Source organism: Amycolatopsis plumensis, assembly GCF_042652605.1.
Lineage (GTDB): Bacteria > Actinomycetota > Actinomycetes > Mycobacteriales > Pseudonocardiaceae > Amycolatopsis > Amycolatopsis plumensis.
This window is the reverse complement of record NZ_JBHSJY010000001.1, coordinates 7,513,393-7,527,305: the sequence shown is the minus strand read 5'-3', so window position 1 is coordinate 7,527,305 and position 13,913 is coordinate 7,513,393. Positions and strand designations below refer to the sequence as shown.

The following is a 13,913-nucleotide window of genomic DNA, read 5'->3' as shown; positions in this document are numbered from 1 at the left end:
ACCTCCGGTCAGTGCGACCCGACGGGGACTTTGCTGGTGTGGTCGAGCAGGGAGATGGCGGCGTGGACGTACCGCAGGGCGGGTGCGGGCACGCCGGTGAGGCCGGCCAGCTCGACGACCGCGCCGATGATGGCGTCGATCTCGAGGGGTTTGCCGGCTTCCAGGTCCTGCAGCATCGACGTCTTGTGGTGGCCGACGCGCCAGGCGCCGTCGATGCGCTTTTCCACCGAGACCCCCGGGTCGCAGCCCGCGGCGCGGGCGATCGCGAGGGTCTCGGTCATCATCGTGGCGACGAGCTCGCGGGTGTCCTCGTGCTCGCACATCTGGGCCATGGTCGCCCGGGTCAGCGCCGAGAGCGGGTTGAAGGCGACGTTGCCCATCAGCTTGATCCAGATGTCGTTGCGCAGGTCGGCCTCGACCGGCGCCTTGAGTCCACCGGCGATCATCGCCGCGCTGAGCACCTTGCAGCGCGCGGAGATCTCGCCGTCCGGCTCGCCGAGGGAGAACCGGGTGCCCTCCAGGTGCCGGATGACGCCCGGCTCCTCGATGACCGTCGAGCAGTAGACGACGCAGCCGATGGCCCGCCGGAGCTCGAGCACCGCGGTGACCGAGCCGCCGGGGTCGACGGTCTCGACCCGCTGCCCTTCGAGCGGATGGCCGTGCAGGCCGTGGAAGTACCACCACGGGATGCCGTTCTGCGCGGCGACGATCGCCGTCTCCGGGCCGAGCAGCGGGGCGAGCAGTTCGCCGCACGAGGCGTAGGAGTTGGCCTTCAGGCCGAGGAACACGAAGTCGACCTCGCCCACCTCGGCGGGGTCGTCCGTGACGTGCGGGCGGGCGGTGAAGTCACCGCGCGGGCTGAGGACGCGGACGCCGTGCTCGCGCATCGCCGCGAGATGGGCCCGGCGGGCGATGAGGTGCACCTCGGTCCCGCCGCGGTGCAGCGCGGCCCCGACGTAGGCGCCGATCGCCCCGGCCCCGAGAACAGCCACCTTCATGATGCGCCTCCTTGCTCGAGGACTCGATTGCATACAGTATCCTGGATCCGAGCCAAAGGCCAGGTCGAGAGGGCGTGAAACTCCCGACGCGGCGATCCTGGGATTTTGCATACCAAAACCTGTATCCTGGTGGTCGATCACCGCTTTCCTCCCGACTCGAGGTGTCCCGTGAGCCAGCCCGCTTCCCCGCTGCCCGACCGCGGCCCGACCGGCCGCCGCACGGCCAAGGGCTCACTCAGCTCGACCGCCGCCAAGCGCGTCGAACGGCCCGCGCCGCTGCGGCAGGTCGTCTACGAGGCCCTCGCCGAACTGATCATCAACCGGACCCTCGAACCCGGCCAGCACCTGGTCGAGGCCGACCTCGCCGAGTACCTCGGCGTGAGCCGGCAGCCGGTCCGGGAAGCACTGCAGCGGCTGCAGAGCGAAGGCTGGGTCGACCTCCGCCCCGCCCAGGGCGCGTTCGTCCACCTGCCCACCGACGAGGAAGCCGACCAGCTGCTGAGCGTCCGCAGCGTGCTGGAGACGCACTCGGCGAAGCTCGCCGCCGGCAACGCGACACCCGCCGACGTCGGCCGCCTGCGGGAACTGCAGGAGGCCGGGCTCAAAGCGCTGGCCGACGAGGACACCGAGGGACTGGTCGCGGCCAACGCCGCCCTCCACGCGTTCATCACCGAGCTGTCCGGGAACAAAGTGCTGGCGGAGCTGATCGGCCTGGTCGACCGCCGGGTCCGCTGGTACTACACGCCCATCGCCCGGCCCCGCGGCCAGGACGCCTGGCACGAGCACGAAGAGCTGATCCAGGCCATCTCCGCCCAGGACACCGACACGGCCGAGAAGATCATGGCCAAGCACACCGAACGAACCCGCCAGGCCTACCACGAACGTCCGGAGGCGCCCCGATCCTGATTTCGGCAGGACCGGGGCGCTTGAACCGGATCAGCCGTCGGCCGCGGCCGACGGTCGCGCCACCAGCTCGGTTTCGGCGAGCTGGTGGCGCTTCCGGCCGGGCTGGCGCAGGAACAGCGTCAGCACCGCCGAAAGGAGCGCGATGCACCCGGCGAGGACGTACGCGCCCGTGTAGCCCCACACGCTGATGACGCCCGCGGCGAGCCCGCCCCCGCCGACGCCACCGACCAGTTTCGCGCTGTAGACCAGCCCGTAGTTCGACGCGTTGTTGTTCTCGCCGAAGTAGTCCGGCACCAGCGCCGCGAACAGCGGGTAGAACGCGCCACCACCGAAGCCGGTCAGGAACGCGAACACCATGAACAGCACCAGGTTGTGCGTGTTCCCGGCGTACAGCACCCCGAACTGCGCGACGGCCGCGATCACCAGCACCAGCGTCAGCGTCTGCCGCCGCCCGAGCTTGTCCGACGCCCAGCCGACGACCGCGCGGCCGGTCCCGTTCACGATCGCCAGCACGCCGGCCGAAGAAGCCGCGACGAACGCGCCGAAGTGGCTCACCTTCGCGAACGGCACCTGGAAGTTGATGCCGAACAGCGACACCCCGCCGATGATCACCAGGCACACCCACATCAGCGGCAGCATCCCGGTCCGGACGGCCTCCATCGGTTCCCGGCCACCCGGATCTCCAGGGGTTCCTCCACGGTCAGCGTGTCCGGCCGCGTGGTGTGCCCGCCGTCGTGCACGCGCAGGACCCGCCGCCTGCTCGTCATCCGCCCCACGTCAGGCCGCCGGGAGCAGCGACTCGGGCCGGCCGGGCTGGGTCAGCCGCCCGGACAGCACCGCCCCGGCGAGGCTCAGCACGCCGGCCGCGACGAACCCGTGCTCCGTCACGACGAGCGTGGCCAGCCCGATCCCGACGGCCGCGCCGACGGCCTTGGCGCTGTAGAGGATGCCGAAGTTCTGGGCCACCGACTCCTCCCCGAAGAACTCGCGCACGAGGCCGACGAGCAGCGTGTAGCAGCAGCCGTTCCCCAGCCCGGCGAGCGCGACGCCCAGCAGCAGGCCGACGGCGTGCCGGTGCTCACCGGAGTAGAAGAGCACGAACTGGGCCAGTCCGCCGGCGAGCAGGGCGAAGCGCAGGATCCGGTGCCGGCCGAGCCGGCCGGCGAGCCGTCCGATCAGGACACGGCCGCCGCCGGTGGCCGCGGCGAGCAGCGCCAGCGCGGCGGCGGCGAGCACGGGCCCGCTGCGCGCGGCGGTGAACGTCGCCAGGTAGGCCAGGTCGAACAGCAGCACGGCGGCGGCGAGCACGACCACGAGGTATAGCGAAAGCGTCGTCCGGCACCGGAACAGTTCGGCCGGCCGGTAGTGCCGGACCGCGGGCCGCCGGTTGTGCGCCCGGTCGAGCGCCCAGGTGCGGGGTTCGGGTGTGGCGGGCCACCAGTTCCGCGGCGGGTACCGCAGCAGCGCGGCGCACCCGGCGATGACGACGAGCACGACGGCGGCGGTGACGTCCAGGAGCACCGGCCGCGCGGCCGGCAGAGCGGCGGCGAGCAGGACGAAGGGCACGCTGCCGCAGGCGAACGCCCCGCTCACGATGCCCGCGCGCGGGCCGGTGCCGTCCGGGAACCAGGCGAGCACCGCGCCGACGCAGGTCGCGTAGACCAGCCCGGTACCGAGGCCGCCGAGCACCGAGTACCCGAGGAACACGGCGGGCAGGCTGGTGGCGTGGCCGAGCGTCACGAGCCCGGCGGCGCACAGAACCGCGCCGGCGGCCATCGCCACGGGCGCGGGGAGTAGGCCGCGGTCGCGGAGCCACGCGACCGGGAAGGCGGCCCCGGCCTGGCAGATCGCCCACACCGCGAGCGAAAGCACGATGCCGCCGAACGTCCAGCCGGGCAGCCGGCCCAGCGACGGCACGATCGCGCCGAACCCGTACTGCTGCACCCCGGCGGCGAGCATCGCGGCCGCGGCGAGCCAGGTGATCCACGCCCGCGGTCGGCCGAGCAGGTCCCGGTCGGACTCCCCGACGCGGTACCGCCGTCCGTAGACATCCCGGAGCTCGCGCACCTCGGCCATGACGACCGCCTCCTGCTGGACGATTGTATGCAGTATGGAGTAGCCCGAGTGTGCGCCAGGGCGCGGCGGTTGTCTACCGGAAGTGGGCGGTCGTGCCCGGATGGCCGAGCGGGCGGCCGGAGCGCGGGCGGCCCGGCGGAGCGGCTCTCACGCCACTAAGAGGAGGCGGCCCGGTGGCCATCGAGGGAGGAGGCGGCCACCGGACCGGTGCTCCGCCGCGGTACCGGCCGCGCGGAGCACTGACAGTCTGGCCATCGGAGCCGCTCTCCGACAAGCCTTCACCGCCCGTCCGGCCGGGGAACTGTCCGGTTGACGAGGCCGAGAACCGGCAAAGCCGTCCACATCGAACACCCGGCGTGACGGCGCGGCACGGAAAAGACACCGAACGCCACGTGTGAACTCAAGCGGCGACCGGTCGGCGGAGCGGCGCCGGGTGGCGCGGCCCCGCCGGCACGGGTCCGGCTTTCAAGCCTTCTTGCGGGTCGCTCGCTTGCGCGCCGTCTTGGCTTCGGCCGGTTCGGCCGCCGCGGCCTGGTCGGCCTCGAAGCCGGCGATGATCTCGCTGGACAGGCGGCCGCGCTCGGCGACCTCGTAGCCGTTCGCCTGCGCCCACTCGCGGATCTGCCGGTTGCGCTCGCGGTCGGTGCCCGAGCCGGACGGGCCGGCCAGCGACTGCCCGCTCGCCAGGCGAACCTTGCGGCCACCGATGCGCCGCGCGGCGGCGACGTAGCGAGCCAGTTCGTCCCGCAGCGCCGAGGCGTTCTCCTCCGACAGGTCGATTTCGTACGTCACCCCGTCGAGGCTGAAGGGGACGGTCTGCGAAGCCTCGCTGCCGTCGAGGTCGTCCACCATCTGGACCTGCACCCGTTGCGCCATGATTCGTCGTTCCTCATCTTCTCCACAACACGGTCGGACAGACCCTAACCTGTCGAATCATGCCCGGCACGCGCGACACCCGTAAGCGTCCACAATGGCCGCTCGGGCGAGCGGCTCGCCCGCGTCCAGAGTGACCCGCAACCGAGCCGAAATGCTCGTCGTCCTGTCGCGAATTTGATTTCGTGATATGCTCGAAATCGAATCGGTACCGTGGCGACATCACCTCGGCCGGATTTCTGGCTAATAGGCCCCGGATCAGCTACGCCGCCGTCGCGCAGGCAGCACATTTGCTCGTCGACGGCGCGCCTGCTCGGCTCCGCGCCGAGGAACTGCTGCGCTACCACCGGCTCCACGACACTCACGCGATCCTGACCGGTGCCCGCACCGAAGCGGTCAGCCGGAGCGCCCCTGATGCGCGTCAATTCCGGTATAGACCAGTATGTGATTTCGACCACCGGGCTCGATTCGTTCGCGGATCGGAGCACGTCACGACGATTCCGGGTGTCCGGGGCCGACCACCCGGCGATCCCCGGAACGGCTCGTCCAGAGTGGACTCGACCGTTTCGCCCCGTGTTCGCCAGCTGGCTCGGTGTCACTTGGCCCGGAAATCGTGGCGCCGGCTTTTCCGCTCAGTCCGGCAGCATCGGCACTTCGAGGTCGTCCGGACGGCCGAGCAGCACCGCGCGGGTGACCGCCGCTTTCCCGAACCGGTCCCGCACCGCGTCGAGAGCGGTGTCGAGCTCCGTCGCCCGCTGCCGTTCGAACGGCAGCGTCGGCTGGAAAGGGTTTTCGTCGGCCAGGTTCGACAGCGCCGCGCCCAGCAGGGTGATCCCCCGGTCGGCGATCAGCGGCAGCGCGGCGACGAGCAGTTCCCGCGCCGCGGCGAGCAGCACGCCGGTGCCGGCCGTCGGGTCGTTCAGCGTGTGCGAGCGGGTGGCGCGGGAGAAGTCGGCGAAACGCAGGCGGATCGTGACGGTCCGGCAGACCCGGCGGGCGGCGCGCAACCGGCGGGCGATCCGGTCGATCAGCGCCACGAGCACGACGTCGAGCTCGGCGGGCGTGCGCCTGCCGCGCCCCAGGGCCCGCTGGGCCCCGATCGAGCGCCGTCGCGTGCCGATCTCGACGCGGCGCGGGTCTTCGTTGTGCGCCAGGTCGTGCAGGTGCGCCCCGGCGGCCCGGCCGAGCAGGCCGACGAGGTCGACGTGCTCGGACGCCGCCAGCTGGCCGACGGTCGTGATCCCGCGCGCCCGCAGCTTCTCCGCGGTGACCTTGCCGACACCCCAGAGCGCCGAGACCGGCAGCGGGTGGAGGAACGCCAGCTCGCCGTCGTGCGGGACGACGAGCAGGCCGTCGGGCTTGGCGACGCGGCTGGCGACCTTGGCGAGGAACTTCGTCCGCGCCACCCCGACGGTGATCGGCAGCCCGGCCCGCTCGGCGACGGCCGCCCGCAGCCGTTCGGCGACCTGGCTCGGCCGCCCGCCGATCCTCGCCAATCCCCCGACGTCCAGGAACGCTTCGTCGATCGAGATGCCTTCCACCCACGGAGTCGTGTCGTGGAAGACCTCGAACACCGCGCGGCTGGCGGCGAGGTACGCCGACATCCGCGGGCGCACGACGACCGCGTGCGGGCACAGCCGGCGGGCCTGCGCGCCGCCCATCGCGGTGCGCACGCCGTACGCCTTGGCCTCGTAACTCGCGGCGAGCACGACCCCGCCGCCGACGATCACCGGCCGCCCCTTCAGCGCGGGATCGTCGCGCTGCTCGACCGACGCGTAGAACGAGTCGAGGTCGGCGTGCAGGATGGGCCCCTCGTCGGTCATAGAACACATGTTCGCATACCCGCGCGCCGAAGTCCGCTCGTCCGCCTACCGCGGGTGACGTGCCGCCGGTCGAAATTAGGCGTTTTTCCGGTTGTCCACGCCGTGTAACCCAGCTCACACTCGACCCAACGAACAACCCGACGACTGGGGGCGACATGACCGAGAAGTGCCGATGCGGCGACCACCACGCGTGGGCCATGCCGAGTCCGCAGGACAGGCCGGCCGCACCGCGGCAGCCGCTGCTGGCCGCCACGCTGGCGCGCGAAGACTGCACGGAAGACACCGGCGGCCTGGATCCGACCGACCGCGTGACCTGCCGCATCCACCGCCGCTGGCTGCACGACTGCGTGGCCTCGCCGGTCCACAGCAACCCGGCGACGGGGTACCGGTGGTGCCGTCGCTGCGATCACCGGGCGCTGGTCGCGGTGGACGAGCTCGCGGGTGAGGTGACCATCCGGTGCGGGCTCTGCGGGCGGATTCCGCTCAGCCGGGCCAACCAGGAGCTGGTCGAGTTGTGCCGGAGGAGCCTGGCGCTGGCCCGTTCGAACCGCTTCCCGAAGACGGCTGCCGCCTGAGAGCGATGGCAACCCCGGCCTGGCGCTGAAGACGCTGCCGCCCGATGGCCACGTCGGCCGTTGGCGGGCTTCCCGTGCCGTCGAGCCCGTTCCCGGCGACCTTCCTCGCGCGGCTGCTGCCATCATGCGGGGGTGCCCGCACCCGGAACCACCGCGTTGCTGATCCTGTTGCCCGCCGCCGAGCCGGCGCTGGCCGCGGCCCGGCGGGTCGATCCCGCTCTCGTCCGTCCCGGCTTGCCCGCCCACGTGACGGCGCTCTATCCGTTCCTGCCGGACCACTCCCTGACCGATGAGGTCCTGGCGGCGGTCCGGTCCCTCGCCGCGGGCTTTCCGCCTCCCGAAGTGCCGCTCACCGAACTGGTGGTCACCCCGGGCTTCGTGGCTCTCGCGGCTCCGGCCCTGCAGGCCATCGCCGACGCGGTTTGTGCGCGGTGGCCGGACGTTCTCCCGTACGGGGGCCGGTTCGGTCCGCGCCCGGCCGCGCACGTGACGGTCGCGATGGGCGGCTCGGCCGAGACTCTCGAGCAGGTCGCCGTCGAAGTGCGGCCACTGCTGCCGCTGGTCGACCGCGCGGCGGCCCTGCAGTTGGTGGCCCTCACGGATCGCGGCTGGGAACTGCGGCTGGAGGCACCGTTCGGCGGGTGAACGGCCGCCTACGGGCCGGCGTTCTCCAGCTTCCGGTACGCGCGGGCGATCGCCCGCAGCCGCGCCACGTCCGCGGCGAACGGTTCGGCCGCCGCGGTGGGCGGCTCGGTCTCGCGCGGCTCGTCCGGCAGGTCGCGTACCAGTCTCGCCGCCGTCGCGGCGGGCAGGTCCGGGGTGACGCCCGCCAGGATCAGGCCGTCGTTGGTCTCGCTCATCGCCGTCAGCAGACGCTCTCGCCGGGACGGCCCCGCCGGGTCGATGCGGGCGATCTCCGGGAACCGCCGCGTCAGGTGGGCACGCAGGGGCCGGAGCAGGCGCAGCGTCCGGGCGTCCCGGCGCGACGCCGCCAGGCCCGGGACCGCCGGGATCGTCAAGCCCACGACGATCAGCAACACCGACACCGCCGGGAACCCGACGTCCAGGGCGCACGACAGCGTCGAGAACGGCCCGCGGCACACCGCCTTCGCCGGGTGGTCGGCCTGCAGGGCGCGGATCGTCGCGACCACCTTCCCGCCCAGGTAGGCGACCGCGAACGCCGACGCCAGCAGCAACAGGGCGAGCCCTGCACGCAGCGCGCCGCCGCTCGCCCGGATCGTCACCGCCGCGATGAAGCCGATGTCGAGCACCGCGAAGCCCAAATACACCGTGTAGGTGAAGACGTAGACGACCAGCGTCGGGTGCGTGCGGTACAGCGCGTCGAACAGGCCGAGGCCGCGCGGCAGGTCCGGCGTGCTGAAGAACGTCACCACCAGCACCGCCAACGCCACGCCGAGGGCGATCAGCCGGGTGCGGCGGCCCCGGTCGCGGGTGCCGCTGATCTCGGCGACCGTCAGGCCGATGCCGTACGCCGCGACCATCGTCGCCAGGTTCGACAGCAGCCGGCCGAGGCTCGGGTAGATCTCGCTCTCGAACTGCTGCGCCCGGTTCGCCAGGAAGCAGAACGCCGCGCCCAGCGCGATGAGCGAGAGGGCCAGGCCCGCGCCCGCGCCGGTGCGTCGCGCGCGGGCCGCTCGCCAGATGCCGGCGCCGAGGGCGAAGAGCCCCACTCCGAAGAAAAGCAGGTCGATCACGGGACGTGACTATCCCAGCAGCGCCGCCAGCCGCCTAGCCTGGTCCGCCGCCCGGCCGGACGCGCCCGGCTGAACGGCGGGCGGCTCGCTCGTCGCCGCGCTCAGCAGCAGGACGGCGATCAGTTCGGCCTCGTACTCGTCGGTCCCGGTCGTGACCCGGGTGAGCAGGTGCGACAGCGCCCGCGGCGCCAGGTCCGGGGCGAGCTCGGCGGCCTCGGCCTCCGACAGCAGGCAGGTCCCGGTGTGCGCGCACAGCATGTGGGCCAGTTCGTGGGCGATGATGTGGTCCTGGTGCAGCGCCGACGTGTGCTCGGTATAGGCGATCAGGTCGTAGTCCGGGCGGGCCTGCCACGCACCCGAGGGCTGACCGGGCCGGTACGCGATCGGGACGAGGTCGATCTCGCGCCCGCGCCACGCCTCGAGGGCGTCGACCCAGGCGTTCATCGACCACGGCCGCGGCAGCGGGACGGCGGCGAGCAGCGCCCGCACGCGCTCGCGTGCCCGGTGGCGGAGGGCCGGCAGGCCGTGCTCGTCGATAGGTCCTCCCCGGTCAGCGGGCGCCAGCCGGGTGCACCGGGGCGCGAACACGGACGAGGTCATCGTAGCCGAGGCGCGCGCGATCACTCCGGCTTCCGCCGCCGGCCCGCGCGACGCCGGGTGTCGTCGTAGCTGCCGAGCTGATCCAGCAGGGCGGTCACGGTTTCGCGGTCGCGCGGCGAGAGCCGCATGGCTCGTTGCGCGAGGTTCCGCGCCTCGCTGTCGCGCCACGCCACGACGTCCTCGACCTGCCGGTCGACCTGCCCGGCGACCTCGTCGTCGAAGAAGTAGGTCACCGGCACGCCGAAGAACTGGGCGAGCGCCTGGATGTGGGAGCGCTTCGGATCCTTGCGCGCGCCGACGGCCAGCTGCTGGACGTGGGTCGCCGACATCGTGACGCCGGTCTGCTCGGCGACGCCGTGCGCGATCTCCCGGTAGGAGTACGGCTTGCGGTCCGGCGGGTGCACGGTCGCGATCAGGTGCGCCAGCCGTTCGGCGAAACTGCGCTCTTCGCTCACCACACACCACCTGCCGCCATGAAACGTGACACCGAACAGGGTAGCTGTTCCGAAAACTTGACACCGCCTGTACCGGAAAGACTACGATACTCCTGTCCGGTGTTTCGGAAACGTGACACCGGCCCGGGGTGGCGCAGCGGCCCGCGGGTGACTCACGTGGCCGCTGGGGGTGACCACGCGCCTGACCCGGTTCCCGCCGCGCCGCCCCATCTCAGTCATTCCCCTCGCCGTGGCCGGAGAGGGGGGTCCTTCGGCGAAAGCGCCGCGCGGCAGGAATCAGCCCACAGTCTCAGCTCGCGCGGGACTCGAACGCACTCAACCCCCAGTCACCCCCTCCGCTCGAACGCGCCTGCCACCTCGGCAGCCCCCGCCCGCTCACCCGCCAGCAGCCGACGGAGTGCGGCCGGGGTCGCTCCGGTGTGCTCGCGGACCGTCCTCGTCAAATGCGCCTGGTCCGCGAAGCCCAGCTCCGCCGCCAGCCTCGCCAGCTCCTCCTCCCCCGCCTCCAAGCGATCCAGCGCCCGGCCCACCCGGATCCGGTTGCGGTACCGCGTCAGCGAAACCCCCACCTCGCGCGGGAAAGCCCGGCTCAACCGGTACGGCGACACCCCCAGCAGCTCCGCCAGGGGGAACAACCCCACGGCAGCCGGCACGTCCGCGGCAAGCGCCTCCCGAGCCCGCGACACCAGCGCGCCGTCGTCACCCCGGCCGCCCGGCACCGGGGCCGAAGCCGCCTGCGTGATCGCGAGGCCCACCAGCTCCACCAACCCCTCGGCCAGCGCGTAGTCCGGGTCGGCCACCGACGCCACCACCCGGCGGTGCGCCAAGTCGAGCCGCGCGTCGACGTACACCGTCGGCCGGGCCGGCGGGGAACCCGCCAGCTGGTGCCAGCGGTGCTGCCCGAACGTCACCGACGTGCACACGTCTCCGCCCGCCGGGTGGGCGAACCGCTCCTCCTCCCCCGGCTCCGCGACGTACCCCACCGCCGGGTCGGTGTCCGCGACCACCCCGCGCGCGTGACGGCGGAACCGGCCGCGGCGGACGAGCACCATCCGGTATCCCTCCACCACCTCGGGCGGGGACCAGCCCCGGTGATCGTCCGCGCACGTCACCACGCTCACCGCGTACCCCGGGCGGGCCGCGATTTCCACTGCTTCCAACACGGCCCGGACGCTACGCCGGGGGTACGACAGTTCCCGCAAGGATCTTCAAGACCGCGGCCCGGCCCACCCGGAAGAGTGACCGCAGAACGAAAGGAGTCGGGAAATGCCCGCGGAACTCACCACGATCGTCCTCGACTGCGCCGACCCGGCCGCGCTCGCCGCCTTCTACGCCAAGGGACTCGGCCTCGAGGTGACCTATCAGGACGACGACACCGTCCAGCTCGGCATCCTCGGGTTCCAGCGCGTCGCCGGGTACCGGGGACCGTCCTGGCCGGACGACGCCAAGCACGCCCACCTCGACCTCCGCGTCGGCGATCTCGCCGCCGCTGTCGAGGAGTTCGAGGCGCTCGGCGCCACCAAGCCGGAGTTCCAGCCCGGTGGCGCCGACTGGGTCGTCCTGAAAGACCCCGAAGGGCACCTCTTCTGCCTGATCCCGGGGTGAGTCAGCGGCGGTACACGCCGAACTCGTACAGCGAATAGCCGTACGCGGTGCCGCGCTGGGTGGCGGACACCCGGACGTAGCGGGCGGTGGCGGCGATCGCGAGATCGTCGGCGCCGCCGTCGCCCGTCGTCGTCGAGTACACCGTCCGCCAGTTCGCCGCGTCGTCGCTCACCTGGATCTCGTAGGCCTTCCCGAAGGCCGCCTCCCAGATCAGCTGGACGTGGTCGAACGCCTGCCTGCTGCCCAGATCCACCTGCAGCCACTGCGGATCGGCCCACGCGCTCGCCCAGCGCGTCGCGGCGTCGCCGTCCGTGGCGGCCTGCGGCGGGTAGGGCGCGCCGGGACCGTCGGCCTGGTAGGTCGACGCCGTGGTCACCTTGCCCCGGGCCAGGTTCGTGCCCGGCACCGGCGGGGCGACCACCCGCAGCGACCGCGTCTCGATGCCGACGTTGCCGTGGCCGTCCCGGGCGTAGAGGTAGATCTTCCAGACGCCCAGCCGCTGCGGCGCGGTGACGGTGAACGTGCCGGTGCCGGTGAACTGCGCCGGGATCAGCCCCGACGCGTTGTCGATGTACTTGCTGTTGTAACCCATGGTGTAGGTGATCGGGTCACCGTCCGGATCGGACACGTTCGCCGTGAGGGTGAACGTCGAGCCGGCCGGGACGTCGGTGACGCGGCTGAGGTTCATCGACGAGATCACCGGCGGCGTGTTGCCGCCCGTCTGTCCACTGTAGAGCCTGCGGACGGCGTACCACGAGAGCCGCTTCTCGTTGCCGGTCGTGATGTTGAACCAGACGCCGCCGAAGTCGCCTTCGGTGCCGTAGTGGAACAGTGTCGCGCCGAGCGCCACGCCCGGGTGCGCGAGCACGCAGTTCCAGGCGTTGACGTACCCGTCGCGCTTCTGCTGGTCGGTCGGTTCCGCGGGCACGCCGTTGACGTCGTTCGGCACCTCCCACTCGCCGGCCGGGCCGGTCTCGGTGACGATGTACGGCTTCGTGTAGCCGCCGGCGAGCCAGTCCTGCTTCACCTGGCAGACCTGGGCGTAGGAGTTGACGGAGTAAAGATCGAGGCTCGGCGCGTACGCCTTGTAATACGGCCACGCGCCCGTCCAGGCGTCGGTCGAGGTGACCGGGTGGTTCGCGTCGATCGCGTGGATCGCCTGCGCGGCCTGGTCGACGAAGCGCGTGTAGGCGATCCGGTTCTGCTCCAGCTGCGTGCCGGAGTAGCAGTTCTGCATCCCGAGGATCGACTCGTTGCCGACGTTCCACATCAGCACGCCGGGGTTCGCCTTGTAGGTGTCCACCCAGTTCCGGATCTCGGCGAGCATCGTGTTCTTGTAGTTCGTGTCGGTGGTGTAGTCGACGCAGCCGCCGCTGCCCGGGCCGCCGCCGGGTTGCAGCCAGAAGCCGGCGACGACCTTGATGCCGTTGGCCGCGGCGGCGTCGAACAGCGGCCGGCTGCTCCCGTCGGTGCCCCACGTCCGGACCGTGTTGACGCCGATCGCGTGCAGCTCGGGCATCCGCGTTCCCGCCTCGCTGACCGGCGGTCCCCACGTCAGGCCCTTCACGGTCCACGGTGTCCCGTCGACGGTCAGCTGCCAGTTGCCCGGCGACCCGGTCACCCGCGTGACGCCGGGGCCGTCCTGCGTCGGCGTCCCCGGCGTGCCGCTGACCTGGAATTCCCACAGTGAATAGCCGTAGCCGCCGACGCGGTGGGTGCCGTAGAAGCGCACGTACCGGCCGTGGCCGGTGACGGTGAGGTTCTGGGTGCCGCCGGTCGCGGTCGTCGTGCTGTAGACGGTCCGCCAGGCGGTGGCGTCGTCCGAGACCTGGATCTCGTACGCGGTGGCGTAGGCGGCTTCCCAGTTCAAGGTGACCTGGCTGATGTCCGCGGGCGCGCCGAGGTCGACCTGCAGCCACTGCGGGTCGCTCCAGGCGCTCGCCCAGCGCGTTCCGGCGTTGCCGTCGACCGCCGCCGACGCCGGGGTCCCGGCGCCTTCGCTGCTCGACGCGGTCGCGGGTCTTCCTTGGGAGAGCAGCGTGGCCGCGTGGGCCGGGGCGGGGCCGGCGAGCAGGCCCAGTACCAGCAGGGCCACCAGCGCCGGGACGGCACGGAGGAGCGACGGTCGGTCCACGATGACTCCCGTACGACAAGGGGAACGGAGACGGAGAGCGCTCTCCGGCGCGCTCGATGGTTCGGCACGCGCCCCCGCGTTGTCAAGATTCGCCTTTGAACCCGACAATGACTGTCCGGCGGACGATCCGGGTGCTCCTTGACACGGCCGGGG

Annotated in this window: 15 protein-coding genes; 4 read left to right on the top strand and 11 right to left on the bottom strand. The window is 72.1% G+C overall.

Going from position 1 to position 13,913, the window contains the following annotated elements:
• Window positions 1–8: 8 nt before the first annotated feature.
• Window positions 9–998, bottom strand: a complete 990-nt coding sequence (locus ACFPLC_RS36345; RefSeq protein WP_378192595.1) for a 2-dehydropantoate 2-reductase — start codon at window positions 996–998, stop codon at window positions 9–11.
• 168 nt (window positions 999–1,166) lie between these two features.
• Here ACFPLC_RS36345 and ACFPLC_RS36340 point away from each other — a divergent pair, with 168 nt between their 5' ends.
• Window positions 1,167–1,904: a GntR family transcriptional regulator gene (locus tag ACFPLC_RS36340; protein WP_378192593.1), complete on the top strand. Its 738-nt coding sequence runs from the start codon at window positions 1,167–1,169 to the stop codon at window positions 1,902–1,904.
• 30 nt (window positions 1,905–1,934) lie between these two features.
• On the opposite strand, the gene ACFPLC_RS36335 is transcribed toward ACFPLC_RS36340, so the two are convergent.
• The 5 genes from ACFPLC_RS36335 to dinB form a co-directional block, all read right to left on the bottom strand.
• A complete protein-coding gene (locus tag ACFPLC_RS36335) occupies window positions 1,935–2,564 on the bottom strand; it encodes an MFS transporter (RefSeq protein WP_378236052.1) in 630 nt (209 codons plus the stop codon).
• Window positions 2,531–2,671, bottom strand: coding sequence for a hypothetical protein (locus tag ACFPLC_RS36330; protein WP_378236051.1), 141 nt, complete (start codon window positions 2,669–2,671; stop codon window positions 2,531–2,533). Before ACFPLC_RS36330 ends, ACFPLC_RS36335 begins: the two co-directional genes overlap by 34 nt.
• 10 nt (window positions 2,672–2,681) lie before the next feature.
• Window positions 2,682–3,980: an OFA family MFS transporter gene (locus ACFPLC_RS36325; RefSeq protein ID WP_378192589.1), complete on the bottom strand. Its 1,299-nt coding sequence runs from the start codon at window positions 3,978–3,980 to the stop codon at window positions 2,682–2,684.
• Window positions 3,981–4,445: 465 nt separating this feature from the next.
• Complete coding sequence (locus ACFPLC_RS36320; protein ID WP_378192587.1) at window positions 4,446–4,856, bottom strand: histone-like nucleoid-structuring protein Lsr2; 411 nt, start codon at window positions 4,854–4,856, stop codon at window positions 4,446–4,448.
• 629 nt (window positions 4,857–5,485) lie between these two features.
• Window positions 5,486–6,676, bottom strand: a complete 1,191-nt coding sequence (gene dinB, locus ACFPLC_RS36315) for a DNA polymerase IV (RefSeq protein ID WP_378192585.1) — start codon at window positions 6,674–6,676, stop codon at window positions 5,486–5,488.
• A 155-nt stretch (window positions 6,677–6,831) separates the two neighbouring features.
• Between dinB and ACFPLC_RS36310 the strand changes: the two genes are divergently transcribed.
• Window positions 6,832–7,251, top strand: coding sequence for a hypothetical protein (locus ACFPLC_RS36310; RefSeq protein ID WP_378192583.1), 420 nt, complete (start codon window positions 6,832–6,834; stop codon window positions 7,249–7,251).
• 132 nt (window positions 7,252–7,383) lie between these two features.
• A complete protein-coding gene (locus ACFPLC_RS36305) occupies window positions 7,384–7,896 on the top strand; it encodes a 2'-5' RNA ligase family protein (protein ID WP_378192581.1) in 513 nt (170 codons plus the stop codon).
• A gap of 8 nt (window positions 7,897–7,904) precedes the next feature.
• Here the strand turns inward: ACFPLC_RS36305 and ACFPLC_RS36300 are convergent, their stop codons facing one another.
• From ACFPLC_RS36300 to ACFPLC_RS36285, 4 genes are all read right to left on the bottom strand, one after another.
• Window positions 7,905–8,966, bottom strand: coding sequence for a hypothetical protein (locus ACFPLC_RS36300; RefSeq protein WP_378192580.1), 1,062 nt, complete (start codon window positions 8,964–8,966; stop codon window positions 7,905–7,907).
• Between the two features lie 9 nt (window positions 8,967–8,975).
• Complete coding sequence (locus ACFPLC_RS36295; RefSeq protein WP_378236050.1) at window positions 8,976–9,566, bottom strand: hypothetical protein; 591 nt, start codon at window positions 9,564–9,566, stop codon at window positions 8,976–8,978.
• A 20-nt stretch (window positions 9,567–9,586) separates the two neighbouring features.
• Entirely contained in the window at window positions 9,587–10,021 is a 435-nt protein-coding gene (locus ACFPLC_RS36290; RefSeq protein WP_378192576.1) for an XRE family transcriptional regulator, read from the bottom strand.
• A gap of 326 nt (window positions 10,022–10,347) precedes the next feature.
• A complete protein-coding gene (locus tag ACFPLC_RS36285; protein ID WP_378192574.1) occupies window positions 10,348–11,184 on the bottom strand; it encodes a helix-turn-helix transcriptional regulator in 837 nt (278 codons plus the stop codon).
• Between the two features lie 103 nt (window positions 11,185–11,287).
• Here ACFPLC_RS36285 and ACFPLC_RS36280 point away from each other — a divergent pair, with 103 nt between their 5' ends.
• A complete protein-coding gene (locus tag ACFPLC_RS36280; protein WP_378192573.1) occupies window positions 11,288–11,626 on the top strand; it encodes a VOC family protein in 339 nt (112 codons plus the stop codon).
• A 1-nt stretch (window position 11,627) separates the two neighbouring features.
• Here the strand turns inward: ACFPLC_RS36280 and ACFPLC_RS36275 are convergent, their stop codons facing one another.
• Window positions 11,628–13,760 carry a discoidin domain-containing protein gene (locus tag ACFPLC_RS36275; protein WP_378192571.1) on the bottom strand — a complete coding sequence of 711 codons (2,133 nt, stop codon included), beginning with the start codon at window positions 13,758–13,760 and terminating at the stop codon, window positions 11,628–11,630.
• Between the last annotated feature and the right edge of the window lie 153 nt (window positions 13,761–13,913).

Coding starts and splice junctions, on each gene's coding strand:
- ACFPLC_RS36325 (WP_378192589.1), bottom strand. CDS start 3,980: ATGGCCGAGGTGCGCGAGCTCCGGGATGTCTACGGACGGCGGTACCGC.
- dinB (WP_378192585.1), bottom strand. CDS start 6,676: ATGACCGACGAGGGGCCCATCCTGCACGCCGACCTCGACTCGTTCTAC.
- ACFPLC_RS36280 (WP_378192573.1), top strand. CDS start 11,288: ATGCCCGCGGAACTCACCACGATCGTCCTCGACTGCGCCGACCCGGCC.
- ACFPLC_RS36310 (WP_378192583.1), top strand. CDS start 6,832: ATGACCGAGAAGTGCCGATGCGGCGACCACCACGCGTGGGCCATGCCG.
- ACFPLC_RS36320 (WP_378192587.1), bottom strand. CDS start 4,856: ATGGCGCAACGGGTGCAGGTCCAGATGGTGGACGACCTCGACGGCAGC.
- ACFPLC_RS36330 (WP_378236051.1), bottom strand. CDS start 2,671: ATGACGAGCAGGCGGCGGGTCCTGCGCGTGCACGACGGCGGGCACACC.
- ACFPLC_RS36295 (WP_378236050.1), bottom strand. CDS start 9,566: ATGACCTCGTCCGTGTTCGCGCCCCGGTGCACCCGGCTGGCGCCCGCT.
- ACFPLC_RS36345 (WP_378192595.1), bottom strand. CDS start 998: ATGAAGGTGGCTGTTCTCGGGGCCGGGGCGATCGGCGCCTACGTCGGG.
- ACFPLC_RS36335 (WP_378236052.1), bottom strand. CDS start 2,564: ATGGAGGCCGTCCGGACCGGGATGCTGCCGCTGATGTGGGTGTGCCTG.